17 protein-coding genes are annotated in these 18,030 nt (G+C 67.3%); 5 read left to right on the forward strand and 12 right to left on the reverse strand.

Annotated elements, in window-relative coordinates; all coding sequences use genetic code 11:
• Positions 1-2: 2 nt before the first annotated feature.
• The 3 genes from BMZ25_RS17625 to BMZ25_RS17635 all read right to left on the reverse strand — a co-directional run bounded on the left by BMZ25_RS17625 (position 3) and on the right by BMZ25_RS17635 (position 4,135).
• Positions 3-1,997, reverse strand: a complete 1,995-nt coding sequence (locus BMZ25_RS17625) for an ABC transporter permease (protein WP_092695968.1) — start codon at positions 1,995-1,997, stop codon at positions 3-5.
• A complete protein-coding gene (locus BMZ25_RS17630; RefSeq protein WP_092696014.1) occupies positions 1,994-3,082 on the reverse strand; it encodes a quaternary amine ABC transporter ATP-binding protein in 1,089 nt (362 codons plus the stop codon). The genes BMZ25_RS17625 and BMZ25_RS17630 overlap by 4 nt, the downstream gene beginning before the upstream one ends.
• A 78-nt stretch (positions 3,083-3,160) precedes the next feature.
• Positions 3,161-4,135, reverse strand: a complete 975-nt coding sequence (locus BMZ25_RS17635; protein ID WP_092695969.1) for an ABC transporter substrate-binding protein — start codon at positions 4,133-4,135, stop codon at positions 3,161-3,163.
• Between the two features lie 238 nt (positions 4,136-4,373).
• Here BMZ25_RS17635 and BMZ25_RS17640 point away from each other — a divergent pair, with 238 nt between their 5' ends.
• On the forward strand, positions 4,374-5,201 hold the full coding sequence (locus tag BMZ25_RS17640; RefSeq protein ID WP_218142567.1) for a DeoR/GlpR family DNA-binding transcription regulator: 828 nt from the start codon (positions 4,374-4,376) through the stop codon (positions 5,199-5,201).
• A gap of 24 nt (positions 5,202-5,225) precedes the next feature.
• Here BMZ25_RS17640 and BMZ25_RS17645 read toward each other — a convergent pair whose 3' ends face one another.
• A complete protein-coding gene (locus BMZ25_RS17645) occupies positions 5,226-6,146 on the reverse strand; it encodes a choline kinase family protein (RefSeq protein WP_092696016.1) in 921 nt (306 codons plus the stop codon).
• Between the two features lie 248 nt (positions 6,147-6,394).
• On the opposite strand from BMZ25_RS17645, the gene BMZ25_RS17650 reads away from it, so the two are divergent.
• Positions 6,395-7,027, forward strand: coding sequence for a class I SAM-dependent DNA methyltransferase (locus tag BMZ25_RS17650; protein ID WP_092695970.1), 633 nt, complete (start codon positions 6,395-6,397; stop codon positions 7,025-7,027).
• Positions 7,028-7,048: 21 nt separating this feature from the next.
• Here BMZ25_RS17650 and BMZ25_RS17655 read toward each other — a convergent pair whose 3' ends face one another.
• From BMZ25_RS17655 to BMZ25_RS17665, 3 genes are all read right to left on the reverse strand, one after another.
• Complete coding sequence (locus tag BMZ25_RS17655) at positions 7,049-7,783, reverse strand: HAD family hydrolase (protein WP_092695971.1); 735 nt, start codon at positions 7,781-7,783, stop codon at positions 7,049-7,051.
• A 111-nt stretch (positions 7,784-7,894) separates the two neighbouring features.
• On the reverse strand, positions 7,895-8,314 hold the full coding sequence (locus BMZ25_RS17660) for a GlcG/HbpS family heme-binding protein (RefSeq protein ID WP_092695972.1): 420 nt from the start codon (positions 8,312-8,314) through the stop codon (positions 7,895-7,897).
• A gap of 1 nt (position 8,315) precedes the next feature.
• A complete protein-coding gene (locus BMZ25_RS17665; protein ID WP_092695973.1) occupies positions 8,316-10,463 on the reverse strand; it encodes a malate synthase G in 2,148 nt (715 codons plus the stop codon).
• A 91-nt stretch (positions 10,464-10,554) separates the two neighbouring features.
• Here BMZ25_RS17665 and BMZ25_RS17670 point away from each other — a divergent pair, with 91 nt between their 5' ends.
• Positions 10,555-11,316 carry an IclR family transcriptional regulator gene (locus tag BMZ25_RS17670; protein ID WP_092695974.1) on the forward strand — a complete coding sequence of 254 codons (762 nt, stop codon included), beginning with the start codon at positions 10,555-10,557 and terminating at the stop codon, positions 11,314-11,316.
• A gap of 106 nt (positions 11,317-11,422) precedes the next feature.
• On the forward strand, positions 11,423-12,658 hold the full coding sequence (locus BMZ25_RS17675; RefSeq protein WP_092695975.1) for a glycerophosphodiester phosphodiesterase family protein: 1,236 nt from the start codon (positions 11,423-11,425) through the stop codon (positions 12,656-12,658).
• A gap of 36 nt (positions 12,659-12,694) precedes the next feature.
• Here BMZ25_RS17675 and BMZ25_RS17680 read toward each other — a convergent pair whose 3' ends face one another.
• From BMZ25_RS17680 to phnD, 5 genes are read right to left on the reverse strand one after another with little or no spacing between them, the layout of a single operon-like run.
• A complete protein-coding gene (locus BMZ25_RS17680; RefSeq protein WP_092695976.1) occupies positions 12,695-13,609 on the reverse strand; it encodes an HAD-IIA family hydrolase in 915 nt (304 codons plus the stop codon).
• Complete coding sequence (phnE, locus tag BMZ25_RS17685) at positions 13,606-14,415, reverse strand: phosphonate ABC transporter, permease protein PhnE (protein WP_092695977.1); 810 nt, start codon at positions 14,413-14,415, stop codon at positions 13,606-13,608. The genes BMZ25_RS17680 and phnE (BMZ25_RS17685) overlap by 4 nt, the downstream gene beginning before the upstream one ends.
• Complete coding sequence (gene phnE / locus BMZ25_RS17690; protein WP_092695978.1) at positions 14,412-15,206, reverse strand: phosphonate ABC transporter, permease protein PhnE; 795 nt, start codon at positions 15,204-15,206, stop codon at positions 14,412-14,414. Before phnE (BMZ25_RS17690) ends, phnE (BMZ25_RS17685) begins: the two co-directional genes overlap by 4 nt.
• Positions 15,203-15,979 carry a phosphonate ABC transporter ATP-binding protein gene (phnC, locus tag BMZ25_RS17695; protein ID WP_092695979.1) on the reverse strand — a complete coding sequence of 259 codons (777 nt, stop codon included), beginning with the start codon at positions 15,977-15,979 and terminating at the stop codon, positions 15,203-15,205. Before phnC ends, phnE (BMZ25_RS17690) begins: the two co-directional genes overlap by 4 nt.
• 58 nt (positions 15,980-16,037) lie before the next feature.
• On the reverse strand, positions 16,038-17,021 hold the full coding sequence (phnD, locus tag BMZ25_RS17700) for a phosphate/phosphite/phosphonate ABC transporter substrate-binding protein (RefSeq protein ID WP_092695980.1): 984 nt from the start codon (positions 17,019-17,021) through the stop codon (positions 16,038-16,040).
• Positions 17,022-17,182: 161 nt separating this feature from the next.
• On the opposite strand from phnD, the gene BMZ25_RS17705 reads away from it, so the two are divergent.
• Entirely contained in the window at positions 17,183-17,968 is a 786-nt protein-coding gene (locus tag BMZ25_RS17705) for a DeoR/GlpR family DNA-binding transcription regulator (protein WP_092695981.1), read from the forward strand.
• Positions 17,969-18,030 lie beyond the last annotated feature (62 nt).

The raw sequence follows: 18,030 nt of genomic DNA on the forward strand, positions 1-18,030 counted from the left end.
CCTCAGTTGATCCTGAATTGCTTCTTCCGCCGGGCCACCCACGCGGTGATGAGCCGGTCCGCGATCATGCCGATGAACGCCACGCAGACGCCGGCGACGATCCCGTGTCCGACGCTGCTTCGGGTCAGCGCGATATAGACCTCCTGGCCCAGGTCGCTGGTGCCCACGAGCGCAGTGATCACCAGCATCGACAGTGCCATCATGATCGTCTGGTTCACACCCAGGGCGATCTCGGGCAGCGCAAGCGGCAAGCGGACCCGCCAGAGCATCTGGCGCGGGCGGCAGCCCGACATTCGGCCCGCCTCGAGCGTCTCGGACGGGATACGGCGCAGGCCGTGCGCGGTGTAGCGTACGGCGGGCGCCAGCGCGTAGAGCACGATGGCGATCATCGCCGAGAAGTCGCCGACCTGGAACAGCATCACCACCGGGATCAGGTAGACGAAGCTGGGCAGCGTCTGCAGCGTGTCGACCGAGGTGACGGCGATCTTGTAGGCGCGCTCGCTGCGCGCCGCGATCAGGCCCCAGCCGATGCCGATGAGCGAGGCGATGATCACCGAGATGCCGCAGAGATAGACCGACACCATCGCCTTCTGCCAGTTGCCGGTCAGCGCGATGAAGGCCGCCATCGCGGCGACGACGAGCGCCATGCGCAGACCGCCGAGCCGCCAGCCCACGACCCCCAGCAGCAGCGTCACCGCAAGCCAGGGCACGTCGAGCATGAAGCGCTTTACCGGCACCAGCAGGTAGATCAGCAGCGTGTTCTTGACCGCATCGAGATAGGTGTAGAGGTGCACGTTGATCAGCCGGACCAGCTCGTCCCAGAACGGGCTGGTGTCGAGCGTGAGCGCCTCGGGATAGGTACTGAGGCTGGGGAAGACGAAGCCGACGACATAGCTGACCAGCACCAGCCCGCCGATCATGGCCCAGTTGTTCACCCCTTGCGCCCGCCGCGTCGCGGTCGGGGATTCGCGGTAGGCGATGTAGGCCTGGCTCATCCTGTCGATCAGGATGGCGAGCAGGGTGATGGCGAGCCCGGCCTGCAGACCGTCGCCGATCTCGAGCCGGCGCAGCGAGGCGAGCACGTCGTAGCCCAGGCCCCCCGCCCCGATCATCGAGGCGATGATCACCATGTTCAGCGACAGCATGATCACCTGGTTCACGCCGATCATCAGGCTGGGCCGCGCGCTCGGCAGGAGGATGCGCCACAGCATCTGGCGCCGGGTGCAGCCTGCCATCCGGCCGAACTCCAGCAGCTCGGGCGAGACGCCGCGCAGCGCCATCATCGTCACCCGCACCATCGGCGGCATCGCGTAGATGACGGTGGCGATCATGGCCGAAACGGGACCGAAGCCGAACAGCACCAGGACCGGCACCAGGTAGGCAAAGATCGGCACCGTCTGCATCAGGTCCAGGACCGGCGTCAGGCCGCGCGACACGCGTTCGCTGCGGTAGGCCCAGATGCCGAGGGCCATGCCACCGGCGACGCCGACCGGCACGGCCACCAGGATGGAGGACAGCGTGACCATCGCGCTTTCCCACTGGCCGAACACCACGAGGTAGACCAGCGACGCCGCCGCGAGAAGCAGCAGGCGGCGCCCGCCCCAGACCCAGCACAGCCAGGTGACCGCCAGCAGGATCGAGAACCACGGGATCGGCGGCAGCGTCAGCGACGACTCGCCGCCGAGAGGGATCTCGGCCCCGCTGGACAAGAGCGTGATGAACACCGTCAGCGGGATTTCCAGCAGCCAGGCCAGCGCGCGGGTGAGGTCCTTGAAGGTGAAAAGACCGAACGTCAAATCGTTCGCCAGCCACTTCACCGCGTCCGAGATCCAGCCGGCGAGCGGGATGGTCACGACCGACTCGGGGTCCGCGATCCACTCGACGTTCTGGGCCAGCATCCACAGCAGCACCAGGGCGGCGAGGGTCGCGACCCAGACGATGCGGATCGGCGCGATGCCTGTGGGGAGGGTCCGGGTATCGGAGTCGGTCAGGCTCATTGCGCCTCCGCCAGCACGCGGATCACCGCCTCCCTGTCGACCTGGCCGAGCAGTTGGCCCGAGCGCGAGCGCACGGCGAGCGGCTGCGCGGCCTCGACGGCCTGCGCCGCGAAGTCGATCACGCGGGCATTGGGGGCAATGTCCCCGGCGAAGGTCGCGCCCTCGTCGGCGGGCCGCATGAGCGTGCGCGCGGACAGGACCTTGGCGCGGCTGACATCCGAGGTGAACTCGCGGACATAGTCGTCGACGGGCCGCACGACGAGGTCCTCCGGCGTGCCGACCTGGACGATGTCGCCCGAATGCATGATCGCGATGCGGTCGGCGAGACGGATCGCCTCGTCGAAGTCATGGGTGATGAAGACGATCGTCTTGTTGAGCATCTTCTGCAGCTTGAGGAACTCGTCCTGCATCTCGCGCCGGATCAGCGGGTCGAGCGCCGAGAACGGTTCGTCCAGAAGCCACAGCTCGGGCTCGGTCGCCAGCGACCGGGCGATGCCGACGCGCTGCTGCTGACCGCCCGACAGGCCCGAGGGATAGTCCCGCTCGCGCCCGTCAAGGCCGACAAGCTCGATCATCCGCGCCGCGCGCTCTTCCGCCTCGGCGCGGGGAATACCCTGGATTTCCAGCGGGAAGGCCACGTTCCCGAGCACGGTCAGGTGCGGCAGCAGGGCGAAGTGCTGAAAGACCATGCCCATCTTGTGGCGGCGGATCTCGATCAGCTCGTCGTCCGTGCATCCGAGAAGATCGCGTCCGTCGAAAATCAGCTCGCCGCTCGTGGGCTGAAGCAGAAGCGACAGGCAGCGGATCAGCGTGGATTTGCCCGAGCCCGAAAGCCCCATGATGACGAAGATTTCGCCGGTCTGGACCTCTATGTTGGCGTCGCGCACCGCGGCGGTCAGCCCCTGCTCTTCCAGGGCCTCGCGGCCGGGGGCGCCGCCGTTCTGACGGATCACGTCTTTCGCCTGCGCCTCGTCCGCACCGAAGACCTTCCAGAGCCCGCGGCAGGAGAGTTTCGTCTCTCGCACGGGGTCGTCGGAGGCCGGTGCAGGGGCGGCGGCGTCTGCGGGCTGGGATACGTCGTTCATCGGCTGCCTGTGGTCTTTGAACAGAACGATCACCGCCCGCCGGAACCGGCGGGCGGCGTCTCTTGGGTCGGAGCGATCTCAGTTCTGCGGGATCCAGCTCTGCCAGGTGTCCTCGTTCTCCTGCAGCCACTGGTCGACCGCGGCCTGGATCGGCATGCCGTCGACATCGACCTGGCCGATCAGCCGGCCCATCTGCTCGTTGTCGATGGTGAAGTTCTCGATCGCGGTATAGGCGGCGGGCCAGACATCGCGGCCACCGGCCCACGCGGCGGGCTTGATCCAGCCGCGCGGCTTGCCGCAATCATGGGTCATGTCGGGGTTCGGCCCCCAGCTCGGGTCCTCGTAGCAGGCGTCGGTGTACTCGGGGAACTCGACCCATTCGCCGTCATACTGGATCGGCGCCCAGTGGGGGGCATAGACCCAGGCGATGATCGGCTCTTCCCGCTGGATGGCCGAGCGGACCTCGGCCATCAGCGCGGCGTCGGTGCCGGCGTGGACGACGTCAAAGTCCAGACCCAGCGCCTCGACCCGCTCTTCGTCGAAGCCGCCCCAGGTGACGGGTCCGCCCAGGTAGCGGCCGTTCGGGCTGGTCATCGGCGAGGCGAACATCTCGGCGCATTCGTTCAGCGCCTCCCAGTCGGGAAGGCCCGGGCACTCTTCCTTGACGTAGGTCGGGTACCACCACTCCTCGATCGCCTCCATGCCGGTTTCCCCCAGCGCGACGACGTTGCCGGTCTCGACAGCCGCTTCCAGCGCGTCCTTGCCGGTGGTCTCCCAGATCTCCATCCCGACGGTCAGATCGCCGCTTTCGAGACCAGTGAACTGCGCGAGGTAATCCGCCTGGACGTACTCGACGGTGTAGCCCATTTCCTCCAGAACGCCGCCCATCAGCCGGGTGGTCAGCTCCTGCCCGGTCCAATCGTTGATCGTCATGCGGATCGGACGGTCGCTTTCGGGATAATCCTGCGCCACCGCCGGCATGGCGAGCGCCAGAACCGCGAGGCTCGCCGCCAACGGAGAACGGGTGCACTTCAATCGGTCTGAATTCGGCATTTCTACTTCATCCCCCTCGGAATGGTGTTTTCTCTTTCGGGACCGGCACAGCGGACGGGCACGGCCCGCGCGTCGCTGTCGCTCGCCCCGGACGGAGTGTCGCCTGCACGCAGGTCGCCACGGGGTCGCCGATTATGGTTCGGCCTCACCAATCCCACACAACACTGGAAGTTGACTGTTCAAAGCCACAGATGTCAACTTAAAATCCACAACTTCCCAAGCTCACCACGGGGCGCCGATGACCCAAGTCAAACGCATGATGCACAAAACGGACCGCTATAACGCCATCATGGCCTCGCTCCGGCACGCCGGCTCGACCAGCATAGCAGAACTCACGCGAAAGCTCGCCGTCTCGGACGAGACGGTGCGGCGGGACGTGAAGGTGCTCGAATCGCGCGGCCTGCTGGAACGGGTGCACGGCGCCGTGATCCTGGCCGAGCACGGGGGCGAGGCCGAGTTCCAGAAGCGCATGGCCCAGAACGCCGCCGCCAAGCGCGCCATCGCCGAGGCGACGGTGGCCGAGGTCGAGGACGGCGACGCGATCATGATCGACAACGGCACCACGACCGCCTACGTCGCCCGCGCCCTGCTGGCCCGGCGCAACCTGTTCGTCGTCACCAACGGCACCGAAATCGCCCGCACCCTGGCCCGCGGCGAGGGTAACCGCGTCCATCTGCCCGGCGGCGAAATCCGGCCCGACGACTATTCGGTGTTCGGCGAAGCGAGCGTGAACTTCATCCGCAACTTCCGTGCGAAGATGGCCATCCTGTCGATCGGTGCGATCCACTATGAGGGCGGCTACATGGATTTCCACCTCGAAGAGGCCGAGCTGGCGCGCACCATGATCCGCCAGTCATCGAAGGTCATGGTCGTCGCGGACACCTCGAAGTTCCACAACCAGGCGCCGGTCAGCGTGTGCGGGTTCGAGGATGTCGGCACGATGATCTGCGACAGGGCGCCTCCGGGCCCGCTCGCCCGCCGGTTCGAGCAGCACGACGTGCGCGTGATCGACGTCAGCCGCGCCTCCGGCGCCCAGACCAATGCGGACGAGACGACCGCCGGTTGATCCGGCGGCCGCCCCGTCCGGCGCTCACCCGCGGCGCACGGCCTCGACATGGCCGGGGAACGACGGATCGGCCATGAGGGCCCGGCAACGGGCGAAGCGTTCGGTGGAATAGGCCCAGAAATCCTCGGCGGGATTTCCGTCGGCGTGCTGGATCAGGCCCCACAGGGTCCACAGCAGGTCGCACATGGCCTTGTAGATCACCATCCGGCTGATCTGCGCCTGGCTCGGCGGGCCGCCGAAATAGGCCTCGAGCATCTCGCGGTCGTGGGCATCGTCAAAGCCTGCCTCGACGGAGAGGTCCCCAAGATCCCACAGCGGATCGTTCATACCGGAATACTCCCAGTCGACGATCCACATGTCCGCGCCGTCGTCGAGGAAGTTCTCGCACAGCGGGTCGCAATGGCAGGGCGCCAGCTGGGCGGGGTTGGCGTCCAGCGCGGCGCGGACGCTCTCGGCCTCCTTCACCGTGTCGTGGTAGCCGTCCGGCAGCGTCGTGTCCTTCTGCGACAGCACGTCGAGATAACCGTCGATCATCGAGAACAGCTCGAACCGGAAGTCGAACGTCTCGCCGCTATTGTGAAGCTTGGCGAAGGCACGGCCCGCCCGTTTGGGGGCGCCCTTCGTGCTGCAGAAGGTCTCGGGCGACATCGTCGGCGCGTGGATGTAATCGGCCAGCATCAGGCCGCTATCCTCGTCGAAGTGGATGACCCGCGGCGACACGCCCGCCGCGGCGGCGGCCTTCGCGTTCGTCGCCTCGACCTTGCGGTCGATGTATTCCTCGGTGCCCGGTCCGGGGATGCGCAGCAGATAGTCGGTCCCATCCCGGCGCACCCGGAACACCACGTTCGTCAGGCCACCGAGGCGTTCGATCTCGACGGTGTCGTGGCTTGCATCCCCGAATCCGTCGATCTCGCGCAGGCGATCGAGTGCGGCGTCCGTGTCCATCTGCATCTCCCTTCATCCGGTCCGTACCGACAGCGCCGGTCGGACGATTGACTGAGTTTGTTGGAACATATGCGTCAGCATCCACACAATGTCGACAAAAACCACAATCTTCCAACTTTTCGGGAAAGCTGCTATCACCTCGTCACCGCGCGGCGCAAGCCGCCAGCGCCCGGAGCGACCGGGCGCCTTGGCCAAGCTGCCTTTCGCACGAGCCACAGCGGCTCTCACCAAGGAGGATTTTGAGCACAATGAGCACGACCGACCCCGCCAAGAGCCTGGACGTCGTCTATTCGGCAAAAGACGTGGCCGACGTCGCAAAGAAATACGATGACTGGGCCGAGCGCTACGACACCGAGATGTCGACCCTCGGCTACCGGCATCCGAACATCTGCCTCGCGATGCTGACCCGGCACCTCCCCAGGGGCGACGGTCCGGTGCTCGACGCCGGGGCCGGCACCGGGCTTCTGGGCGAGTGGATGCACATCGTGGGCTACGACGGCTGCGAGGCGCTCGACATCTCGGAAAAGATGCTCGAAGTCGCGAAGCGCAAGCAGGTCTACAACGATTTCCACGTCGCGGCGCTTGGCGAATCCCTCGCACTGCCGGACGACAGGTTCGCGGCGATCGTCGCCGCCGGCGTGTTCACCGTCGGCCATGTCGGCGCCGAAGGCTTCGACGAGCTGATCCGCGTCACCCGCCCCGGCGGCATCATCGTGGTGACGATCAAGGACACGCTCTATAACGGCGAGGTCGGCGCCCGCATGCGCGAGCTGGCCGACAGCGGCGTCTGGGAGATCGTCGAAGAGACGCCGCCCTATGTCTCGATGCCCCACCGCCCCGACACGGTGCCGAGCCGCGCCGTGGTGCTGAAGGTCAAGTGAGCCAAAGCGCCGGCCCGCCGCTCAGGCGGGCCGGGCCGGCGCCGGATCGGCCGACAGGCGATCCAGAAGATCCTCGAGACGGTCGATGCCGGCGATGATATGGTCCGCGACGCGGGCCAGTTCGTCTTCGGTCGCCGTCCCGGTCAGCACGCCGACACACAGCCCGCACTCGGCCGCGCGGCCCATCTCCATGTCGTGCAGGTTGTCTCCGATCACCGCGACCTCGGCCGGCGCCAGACCGTAGTGCTGCATGAAACCGTGCGCCATGCCCGCCTCGGGCTTGACCCCGTGGCCGCTGTCGTAGCCGGCGACGAAAAGCCCGTCCGCCGCGACACCCAGCGTCTCGAGCGTCGCGCGGGCACCGGCGGCACTGTCGCTGGTGGCAACGCCCAGCCGCAGGTCACGCCCGCGCAGGCGGGCGAACAGCGCCGGAAGGTCGCAGACAGGCACAGATCCCGCGGCCCCTTCGGTGAAGATACTGTCGAGGTCCGCGACAAGGTCGCCGCCGGACACCGCGCCCGCCTCGCGCCATGCGGCCGCGATTTCCGAGGTGTTGCTGGCCGCCAGGAGCGATCCGCCCCGGACGGTGCCCGCATCCAGATCCTGGCCGCCGAGTTCGAGCAGACGATCCCGCAGATCGGCATCGCCGCCCGAGGCATGCTCGGCCGCGCGGATGTTGATGGGTACCCAGGTGCGGTTGTAGTCGATCAGGGTGCCGTCCTTGTCGAAAAGGATCCCCTTGATGATGCGGCTCACTGGCGCCTCCCGTTGTTGCGGCAAGGCGTGCTTAGTGCGGGGAGCCCCCGAGTTCAATTCGGGCCGCGAAAGGCGGGGCCCGCCGGCCCCGCCCGTTGATCACCTGGACACTCAGCCCGCGGCGAAGGCGTCGAGCCCGCCCTGGGCGACCTCCATGTCCTGATCCGGCGTGCCCGACGACACGCCGATGCCGCCCACGACTTCTCCGTCGACGACCACCGGAAGGCCACCGGGGACGACCATCAGACGGCCGCCGATGGCCGAACCGATCCCGTAGGCGGGCTTGCCCGGCTGGCTGGCCGCGCCGTATTCATGCGTCGCCTTCTTGGCCGCGCTGGCGGTATAGCTCTTGTCGATGGCGATGGTGATCGAGGTCACCTTGCCGCCGTCCATCCGCTCGAACGCCACGAGGTTGCCGCCCTCGTCGGTGATGGCGATGCACATCGGAACGCCGATCTCCCGCGCCTTCGCTGCGGCACCGGCGATCAGCGCCCGCGCGTCGTCGGAATCCAGTCTCTTGATGGTCAGCATATCAGCTCTCCTTCGCTTTGGCTTCACGGCGGTACTTGTGCAGGAGCGGTTCGGTATAGCCCGAGGGTTGCTTCGCGCCCTCGATGATCAGAGCCCGCGCGGCCCGGAAGGCCGGCCCGTCGAACCCCGGCGCCATCGGCTCGTAGGCGGGATCGCCGGCGTTCTGGGCGTCGACCTTGGCCGCCATCCGCTGCAGCGCCTCGTCCACCTCGTCCTCGGTGATGACGCCGTGCATCAGCCAGTTCGTCAGCAGCTGCGACGAGATCCGAAGCGTCGCCCGGTCCTCCATCAGCGCGACATCGTTGATGTCGGGCACCTTGGAGCAGCCGATGCCCTGACCGACCCAGCGCACCACATAGCCGAGGATCGACTGCGCGCTGTCGTCGAGCGCGCGGCGCACCTGCGCCGACTCCATGTTGCGCCCACCCAGAAGCGGCGGCGTCAGGAGCGTCTCCAGCGAGGCCGGGTCGCGACCCATCAGTTCTTTCTGACGGGCGGCGACATCGACCATGTGATAGTGCATGGCGTGCAGCGTGGCGGCTGTCGGCGACGGAACCCAGGCGGTGTTGGCCCCCGCCTTGAGCTGGCCGATCTTGGCCTCGAGCATCTCGGCCATCTCTTCGGGCTTGGCCCACATGCCCTTGCCGATCTGGCCGCGCCCGGCAAGCCCGGCGGCGAGGCCGGCGTCGACGTTGCCGTCCTCGTACGCGGCCAGCCATCCGGCGCCCTTCATCTCGTCCTTCGGGATGACCGGACCGGCCTTCATCACGCTGTGGATCTCGTCGCCCGTGCGGTCGAGGAAGCCGGTATTGATGAACACCAGACGATCGCTGACCTCGTTCATGCAGGCCGAGAGGTTGGCCGAGGTGCGCCGTTCCTCGTCCATCACGCCGAGCTTCACGGTGTTCCGGTCGAGCCCGAGGATGTCCTCGACTCGCGCATAGAGCGTCTCGGCGAAGGCGACCTCTTCGGGACCGTGCATCTTGGGCTTCACCACATAGACCGAGCCGGCCTCCGAGTTCCTCGGACCATCGGTCTTGGCGAGGTCGTGCATCGCGCAGGCGACCGTGACGGCGGCGTCGAGCATGCCTTCCGGCGTCTCTTCGCCGTCCAGCGTGACCGCGTCGGTGGTCATCAGGTGGCCCACGTTGCGCACCAGCATCAGGGCCCGGCCGCGCGCACGGATCGTCCCGCCGTCGGGCGCGTCATAGGTGGTGTCGGGCGCCAGTTCGCGGGTGACCGTCTCGCCACCCTTGTCGAACGTCTCCTTCAGGTCGCCGCGCATCAGGCCCAGCCAGTTGGCGTAGGCCAAGCACTTGTCCTCGGCATCGACCGTCGCGACGCTGTCCTCGCAATCCATGATCGCGGTCAGCGCGGATTCGAGCCGGATGTCCGAAATGCCGGCCGGGTCCTCTCCGCCGATGCGCGAGGTGGCGTCCACCACGACTTCCAGCAGAAGCCCGTTCCTGGTCAGCAGCACGCGCAGCACGTCGCCGTCGCGACGAACGCCCGCGAACGCCTCGGGCGCGGCAAGAGCCACCGGCCCCGACGCCGTCTCGAGCACCAGCCCGCCGTCCTCGACCGCAAGGCGGGTGACGTCGCCCCAGACCGCACCGTCGAGCGGCACGACCGCATCGAGATGCGCCTTGGCCCGCGCGACGACCTCGGCCCCGCGTTTGGGATCGTATCCCGGCTCCGACGCCGTGCCCGGCACGGCATCCGTTCCATAGAGCGCGTCGTAGAGGCTGCCCCAGCGGGCGTTCGCCGCGTTCAGCGCGAAACGGGCGTTCGTCACCGGCACCACCAGTTGCGGCCCGGCTATGCTGGCGATCTCGGGATCGACGCCGCGGGTCGTCACACGCACCCGCTCGGGCGGATCGACGAGGTAGCAGATCTCGCGCAGGAACTTCTCGTAGGCGCCGACATCGATGTCCGCGCCGTGGCTGGCGTGCCACTTGTCCAGCTCGGCCTGTATCTTGTCGCGCACCTCGAGAAGGCGGCGGTTCTCGGGCATCAGGTCACGCAGAAGCGCGGCGTATCCCTGCCAGAACGAGTCGGCGGTGACACCGCCGGTCAGGATTTCGTCTTCGATCAGCCTGGCCAAAGGTGCGGCGACCTTCAGCCCGTGGCGTTCAACAGTCTCGGTCATGGTCTGTCCTCCTGGCGCGGTGTCTAGCCTTAACGCGCGCGCTTGCGCAGTGGATGCGCTTATGTTTTCCACGATGCGGAAAGGTTCGTCCATGGCCGGAGAGACAGTCCAGTCCGTCGCCCGTGCGCTGACGCTGCTGCGGCTGCTGGCCCACAGCGGCGACGGCGCCCGCGTGTCCGACCTCGCGCGGGATTGCGGGCTGGCGATCTCGACCACGCACCGGCTGCTCACGACGCTCCAGGCCGAGGGCTTTGCCCTGTGCGATCCGACTTCCGGCCTGTGGCATGTCGGGCAGGAGGCGCACTCCACCGGGCTGGCCTTCGGACGGCGGCACAGCCTGGCCGGCCCCGCCCTGCCGCACCTGCGCCAGCTGCGGGACGCCACGCGCGAGACGGCGAATGTCGGCGTGATGCGCGACGGATGGCTGGTCAACGTGGGCCAGGTGGAAAGCCGCGAGATCATGCGCGCCATCGCCGCCCCCGGCGCGCGCGTTCCCGCCACGTCCTCGGGCATGGGAAAGGCGATCCTGTCGACATGGCCGGACGACGCGATCGAGGCGCATGTCGCGCGGCACGGCCTGCCACGCCTGACGGGGCAGAGCCGCCTGCGCCTGCGCGATCTGATGGACGACCTGCACCGGGCCCGCACGCAGGGCTGGGCACTGGACGACGAAGAGCACGCCCGCGGCCTGCGCTGCATCGCCGCTCCGGTCCTGGGCCAGGCAGGCGAGGCCGTTGGCGCGCTCTCGATCTCGGGCCTGACGCAGCGGCTGCCGGATGCCCGGATTCCGACCGTGGGCGCGGACGTGCGGCAGGCGGCGCGCGATCTAGGGGAAAGATTGTCGGGCACCTGAGACACCCGCGAATTGCCCGACGCTGCCGTCCGTGGAATGCTCGAATTACGCGCACTTGGCGGGCGTGAACCCCGTCAGGGCTGGCGCGATCAAGGGAGGAGATACCATGAGACACGCGATCATTCTCGCGCTTGCCGCCGGCGTGCCGGCGAGCGGCTTCGCGCAGGACACTGCCCCGGACGGGCCGGCGATGAGCTATGGCCAGCGCCCGGCCTACCTCGCCGACAAGCTCGAGGACGGAGAGCTGAAGGACACGCTCGAGGCCTGCCTGGGCCAGTCGCCAGAGCGCACGGATTTCTCGGTTGGCCATCGCGGCGCCCCGCTGATGTTTCCCGAGCACACCGTGCAGTCGAACCGGGCCGCCGCGCGACAGGGGGCCGGCATCCTCGAATGCGACGTGACCTTCACCAAGGACAAGGAGCTGGTCTGCCGCCACGCGCAGAACGACCTGCACACCACGACCAACATCCTCACGACCGACCTGGCCGAAAAGTGCACTCAGCCCTTCGAGCCGGCCTCGGGCGACACCGAGGCCAGCGCCGAATGCCGCACCTCGGACCTGACGCTGGAGGAGTTCCGCACGCTCGAGCCCAAGATGGACTCCTCCGACCCCACCGCCGAGACGGCCGAAGCCTACCAGGGCGGCGTCGCGCCGTTCCGGACGACCGCATTCGCCGACGGGGCCGACCTGATGACCCACTCCGAGTCGATCGAGTTGTTCCGCTCTCTCGGGGCCAAGTTCACGCCCGAGCTCAAGGCGCCCTCGGTCGAGATGCCGTTCGACGGCATGACGCAGGAGGACTATGCCCAGAAGCTGATCGACGAGTACAAGGCGGCCGATGTTCCGCCCGAGGATGTCTGGCCGCAGAGCTTCAACCTCAGCGATGTCCGCTACTGGATCGACAACACCGAGTATGGCGGGCAAGCCGTCTATCTGGACGACCGCTACGAGGCCGAGGATGAGGACGAGGGCCTGATCGACCCGACCGATCCCGAAACCTTCAAGCCGACGATGCAGGAACTCGCCGATATGGGCGTGAACTACATCGCGCCGCCGATCTGGATGCTGATCACACTGGACGACGCGGGCGAGATCGTGCCCTCGGCATATGCGCAAGAGGCGAAGGATGCCGGGCTCGAGATCATCGCGTGGTCGCTGGAACGCTCGGGACCGCTGGCCGAGGGTGGCGGCTGGTACTTCCAGTCGGTGAACGACACCATCGACAGTGACGCTGATTACCTGACCGTGCTCGACGTGCTGGCGCAGGACGTGGGCATCGCCGGCATGTTCTCGGACTGGCCGGCCACGGTGACGTTCTACGCGAACTGCAAGGGTCTCTGACCCGGCCTCCGCGGCGGAGCCGATCCGCCGCGGACCTCAGATGCCGCCGATGACGAAGTCGGGGACGATTTCAGACCGGCGGATTGCCTCGGCCGCGTCGAGTTTGGCGAGAGAGCCGTGATCCGTCACCAGCGCCGTCGCGAACCCCATCGCGCGACCGCCGAGGATATCGGTATGCAGCGTGTCCCCGACCATCAGCACGCGCTCGGGCGCGGGCGGATCGGCGCAGCGGGCCAGTGCCAGATCGAATATCTCGGGGAACGGCTTGCCGAAGAAGCGGACGGACATGCCCGTCGCATCGATGAGCCGATGGGCGAAGAATCCCGGCTCTCGCGACAGGCCATCCTCGCGCGGGGCGACGATGTCGGGATTCCCGACGCAGACCGGGCGGGGCCGCTGGCGCAGCGACGCCTCCAGCATCGCCTGCCGCGTCTCGGTCCACCCCTCTGACCCGATAAGAAGGAAGCCGTCGACCGCGTCGTAGATGGCACGGTCTTCGGCGAGAAAGCACGCATCTATCCCGCCGAGCCCCTCGGTCCCGTCGGCCGAGCCCAGCATCAGGCCCCACCGCCGGGGGGCGGCCTGCGCCAGGTGGGCCAGCAGCGCCTCGCGGCTGGTCGCGACCTCATCCGGCGCGAAATCGAAGCCCAGGCGCCGGTACCGGTCCATCATCCGCCGCTTCGGATAGCCGGCGGAATTCGACACCACCATCACCGCCTTGCCGGCCTGCCGGAGCGCGGCGATGCATGCGGCTGCGCCCGCGATCGGCGTTTCGCCCACGTTCAGCACCCCATAGGCATCGAGCAGCACGAGATCGAACGGCGCCGCCACCTCGGCCAGTGACGACGCCGTCGTCCAGTCGGTCCCGAACCGCGCCGCGGGCAGGCGGTGACGCACCGCGAGATACGACTCGAAGGCCGCGTCGGACTCCGCCAGCAGCGTCTCGGTCACAGGATCCGGCGACGCAGGAAGGCCGACACGATCTCGCCCAGGATCACGAGGCCCAGGATCGCCAGGAGGACCGTCGCCGCCTCGGGCCAGTTGAAGGTGTCGATGGCGCCCTGCAGGATCAGGCCGATCCCGCCCGCGCCGACAAGGCCCAGAACGGTGGATTCCCGCAGGTTGATGTCCCAGCGCAGGATCGACACGGCCCAGAAGGTCGGCATCACCTGGGGCACGATGGCATAGGCGATGACCTTGAACCGCGACGCGCCGGTCGCTTCCAGCGCCTCGACCGGGCGCTTGTCGATCTCTTCGATCGCCTCGCCCAGCAGCTTGCCGATGAACCCGATCGAACGGAACATGATCGCCACGATCCCCGCGACGACCCCGGGCCCGAAGATCGCCACGAACAGCAGCGCCCAGATGATCGTGTTGACCGACCGCGAAGTCACGAGGATCAGCCGCCCCAGCCACAGTGTCGCGCGGTTCGGCGTGGTGTTCTGCGCCGCCAGGTAGGCGACGGGCAGCGACATCAGCACGGCGAACGCGGTGGCGAAGGTGGCGATGTTCACCGTCTCCCACAGCACCCTCAGGATGTTGCCGAGATTGGTGGGATCGGGCGGATACATCCGCTTGAACAGGTCGCCCATCTGGCCCGGCGCATCCCAGACCCACGCCCAGATCACCTCGATCGAGCCGAAGGACCACGCGATCGCAAGCGCGCAGACGGCGAAGACGGCAAAGCGCTGCATCTTCTGCTTCGACGAGAAACGGGACCAGTCCTCCCGTCCGAACTGTTCGGAAATGCTGGTCATCCGACACGCTTTCTGATCTGTCCGCTGATTCCCTCGGACACGAGGATCACACCGACGATGACGATGGTGATGGCCAGGGCGAAGTCGTAGTCGTACCGCCCGAACGCGTTGGCGAGGGTCGCGCCGATTCCGCCCGCGCCCACGATGCCGACAACCGCCGAGGCCCGCAGGTTTGAGTCGAGCTGATAGATCGACAGGCCGATCTGGCGCGGCATGATCTGCGGGAAGATCGCGTAGAACAGGGTCGAGAAATACGGCGCCCCGGCCGCGCGCATCGCCTCGACCTGGCCGAAGTCGATCTCTTCGATCCGCTCGGCCAGCATCTTGGCGACGAACCCGATGGAATAGACGATGAGCGTGAGAACCCCCGCGAAGGGACCGAAGCCGACTGCCTTGACGAAGATGATCGCGACGATCACCGGGTGGAAGCTGCGCGCGACGATGATGATCGCTCGGCCGAGGTAGTAGACCGGCAGCACCGCCACGTTGCGTGCCGCCATGAAGGCGATCGGGATCGACAGCGCGACGCCGCCGGTGGTGGCCAGGATCGCGATCTTGAGGCTTTCGAGGAAGCCGTCGATCAGCAGTTCGCTCCGCTCGAAGCTCGGCGGAAAGGCCCCGCCGAAGATCCGGCCCGCCCGCCCCACGCCGTCGGCGACGCGGCCCCAGTCGATCGGCAGCGTGCCCCCGACCCACAGGAAATACCCGAGCGCGAAGATGTAGAGCCCCCAGCGCAGCACCGGGTTCGCGATGAACGGCGGCTTGCGCCAGGTATCGGGGTGCTCGCTCATGACGCTTCCCTCAGATCCTCGCTCCGGTCCGCGTGCGGGCTGCCGGAATAGATCCGGTCCATGGCCTCCTGATCGAGCTTGTCGGGAAGATCGTCGAAAATGATCCGGCCATACCGCATCCCGACGATGCGGTCGGTGTAGATCTTCGCCTCGCTGGTGTTGTGGATGTTGATCAGCACCGGCAGCTTCAGCTCGCCCGCGAGATCTTGCAGCAGGCCCATGATCTGCTCGGACGTCTTGGGGTCGAGCGAGGCCGTCGGCTCGTCCGCCAGCAGAATCTCGGGGTCCTGCATCAGCGCGCGCACCACGCCGACGCGCTGGCGCTCGCCGCCCGACAACTGGTCGGCGCGGGTATTGGCGTAGTGGGCGATGCCGACGCGCTCCATCAACTCATACGCGCGGCGGATGTCCTGCTTGGGATAGCGGCGCATCACCGCAGCCCAGGTCGAGATATAGCCGAGGCGCCCGGACTGGACGTTCTCCATCACCGTGAGACGGTCGACGAGGTTGAACCCCTGGAACACCATCCCGATGTTGCGTCGCGCCTCGCGCAGCTTGCGGCCATGCAGCGCCGTCAGCTCCGTCCCGTTCAGCTCGATGCTGCCCGATGTGGGCTCCACCAGGCGGTTGATGCAGCGCAACAGCGTGCTCTTGCCCGCGCCGGACGAGCCGACGATGGCGACGACGCTTTCCCCCTCGATGGTGAGGCTCAGGTTCTTGAGGACCGGTTCGCCGCCGCCGTAACGTTTGACGAGGTCGGTAATCTTCAGCATGTGGATGGCTCCGTTGCGGGAACGGCCGCCACTGCGGCCGCCCCCTGGATCACTGGACTTATTCCGCGGCGAGACCCTCGGGCGTGTACTCGACGCCGTTGGCCTTCTGGATCTGGCGGATCACCTTCCACTGGTCCTTGTAGGTGATGGGGATGAACTTGCTGACCCCGGCGAACTCCTCTCCCAGGGCCGTGCCTTCGAAGTCAAAGCTGAAGAACGCCTCCTCGATCTTTTCCTTCAGCTCGGGCGCGAGGTCGTGCGCATAGGCATAGGAGGTCGTCGGGAACGGATCGCTCTCCCAGACGATGCGGACGTTCTCGGGATCGTAGAGGTCGCGCTCGGCCATCCGCTCGACCACTTCGGACGCCACCGGCGCCGCGTCGTAGTCGCCGGCGACCACGCCCAGCATCGACTGGTCGTGCGAGCCGGAATAGGTCACCTCGTAATCCTCGCCCGGCACGGCGCCCATCTCGGGGAACAGCGCACGGGGCGCCTGGTTGCCCGAGTTCGACGTGGGCGAGGTGTGCGCGACACGCTTGCCGGCCAGGTCGGACACGTCCTGGATGTCGCTGTCGGCCTGCGTGTAGAGTTGCAGCGTATAGCCGAACCGGCCGTCATCCGCGCCCATGATGGCGAACGGCACGGCGCCGGCCAGGTTCACGGCGAACGGCGTGGGGCCGGTCGAGAAGCCCGCGATGTGCAGGCGGCCCGAGCGCATCGCCTCGACTTCGGCCGAGTTCGACTGGACGGCGAAGAACTGCACGTCCTTTTCCGTCACCTCTTCGAGATGCTCGATGAACGGGGTCCAGATGTCCTCGTAGATCGCCGGATCCTCGACCGGGGTGTAGGCGAACACCAGCGTGTCGGGATTGCGCAGCTCGCTCTCGTCCTCGGGCGCATCCGCGACGAGGTCGCCGTTCTCGTCGGTATACTGGCTGTCGAGCGCCGAGGTCTCGGCGCCGTCGTCCTGCGCGAAGGCCGTGCCCGCGGCCAGGGCGAACGCCGCGAACATCGTCGTTCCGAATGTCGTCTGTCTGAGCATTGTAGTGTCCTCCTCCCAGAGTCTGCGTAGCGGTCCCATCGGGACCGAAACCACCGTGATACGACCACTGGGATTTGGGAAATGCAACAAAACTGTCATGGATATCTGCGATTCCCCGAATACAATCCTTCGAACCACCGCAGGACAGGGCAAACCTCGACGTGGAGCAGCAAAACGAACCGCGCCGTTTCAAGAAGCAGGAACGGCACGAACAGATCCTCCTTCAGTTGAAGCTGAAGCCGCATGTCCGCGTCGCCGAGTTGGCCGCGCAGTTCGGCGTCACCACCGAGACCGCGCGCCGCGACATCGAGGAGCTCAGCCGTGACGGCCTGTTGAGCCGGGCGCATGGCGGCGCATCGGCGGCGCATCCGGGCACCCACCGCGATCTGCACGAGCGCCGGCTGGAACACATCGCCGAGCGCGAGCGCCTGGGCCGTTTCGCCGCCTCGCTGGTGTCGGACGGCGACACCATCATGGTCGATGCCGGCTCGACGACGATGGAGTTCGCCCGCTTCCTCGCCTTCGCCGAAACGCGCGTGACCGTCATCACCAACAGCCTTCAGGTCGCGATGACCCTGGGTCAGAGCCCCTGCGCCCGCCTGCGCCTTGCGCCGGGAGAGTACCTGCCGCACGAGGCGGCGGTCGTCGGTACCGAGACCTGTGAATATCTCGCCGCCTACAACGTCGACGCCTGCTTCATCGGGGCCGCGGGCCTCAGCGAGGCGGGGGTCACGGAGGCCGTCGAAGGGTTCGGCGCGGTCAAGCGCGCGATGCTGAGGCAGAGCAGGTCGCGCCGCTTCCTCATCGACGCGAGCAAGTTCGGCGAAACGCACCTGACCCATGTGGCGGGCTTCGACGGGATCGGCACGCTCGTCAGCGACCGGCCGCCCGCGCCGCCCCTTTCGGACAGGCTTGCGGCCCAAGGGGTCGAGGTTCTCGCCCCCTGACGACCGCGCGTGCCGGCGTCCGGCGCGGATTTGACAATCCGCACGCACGATGATGCTTCGAT

This window comes from Tranquillimonas rosea, from assembly GCF_900111315.1.
Classification (GTDB): Bacteria; Pseudomonadota; Alphaproteobacteria; order Rhodobacterales; family Rhodobacteraceae; genus Tranquillimonas; species Tranquillimonas rosea.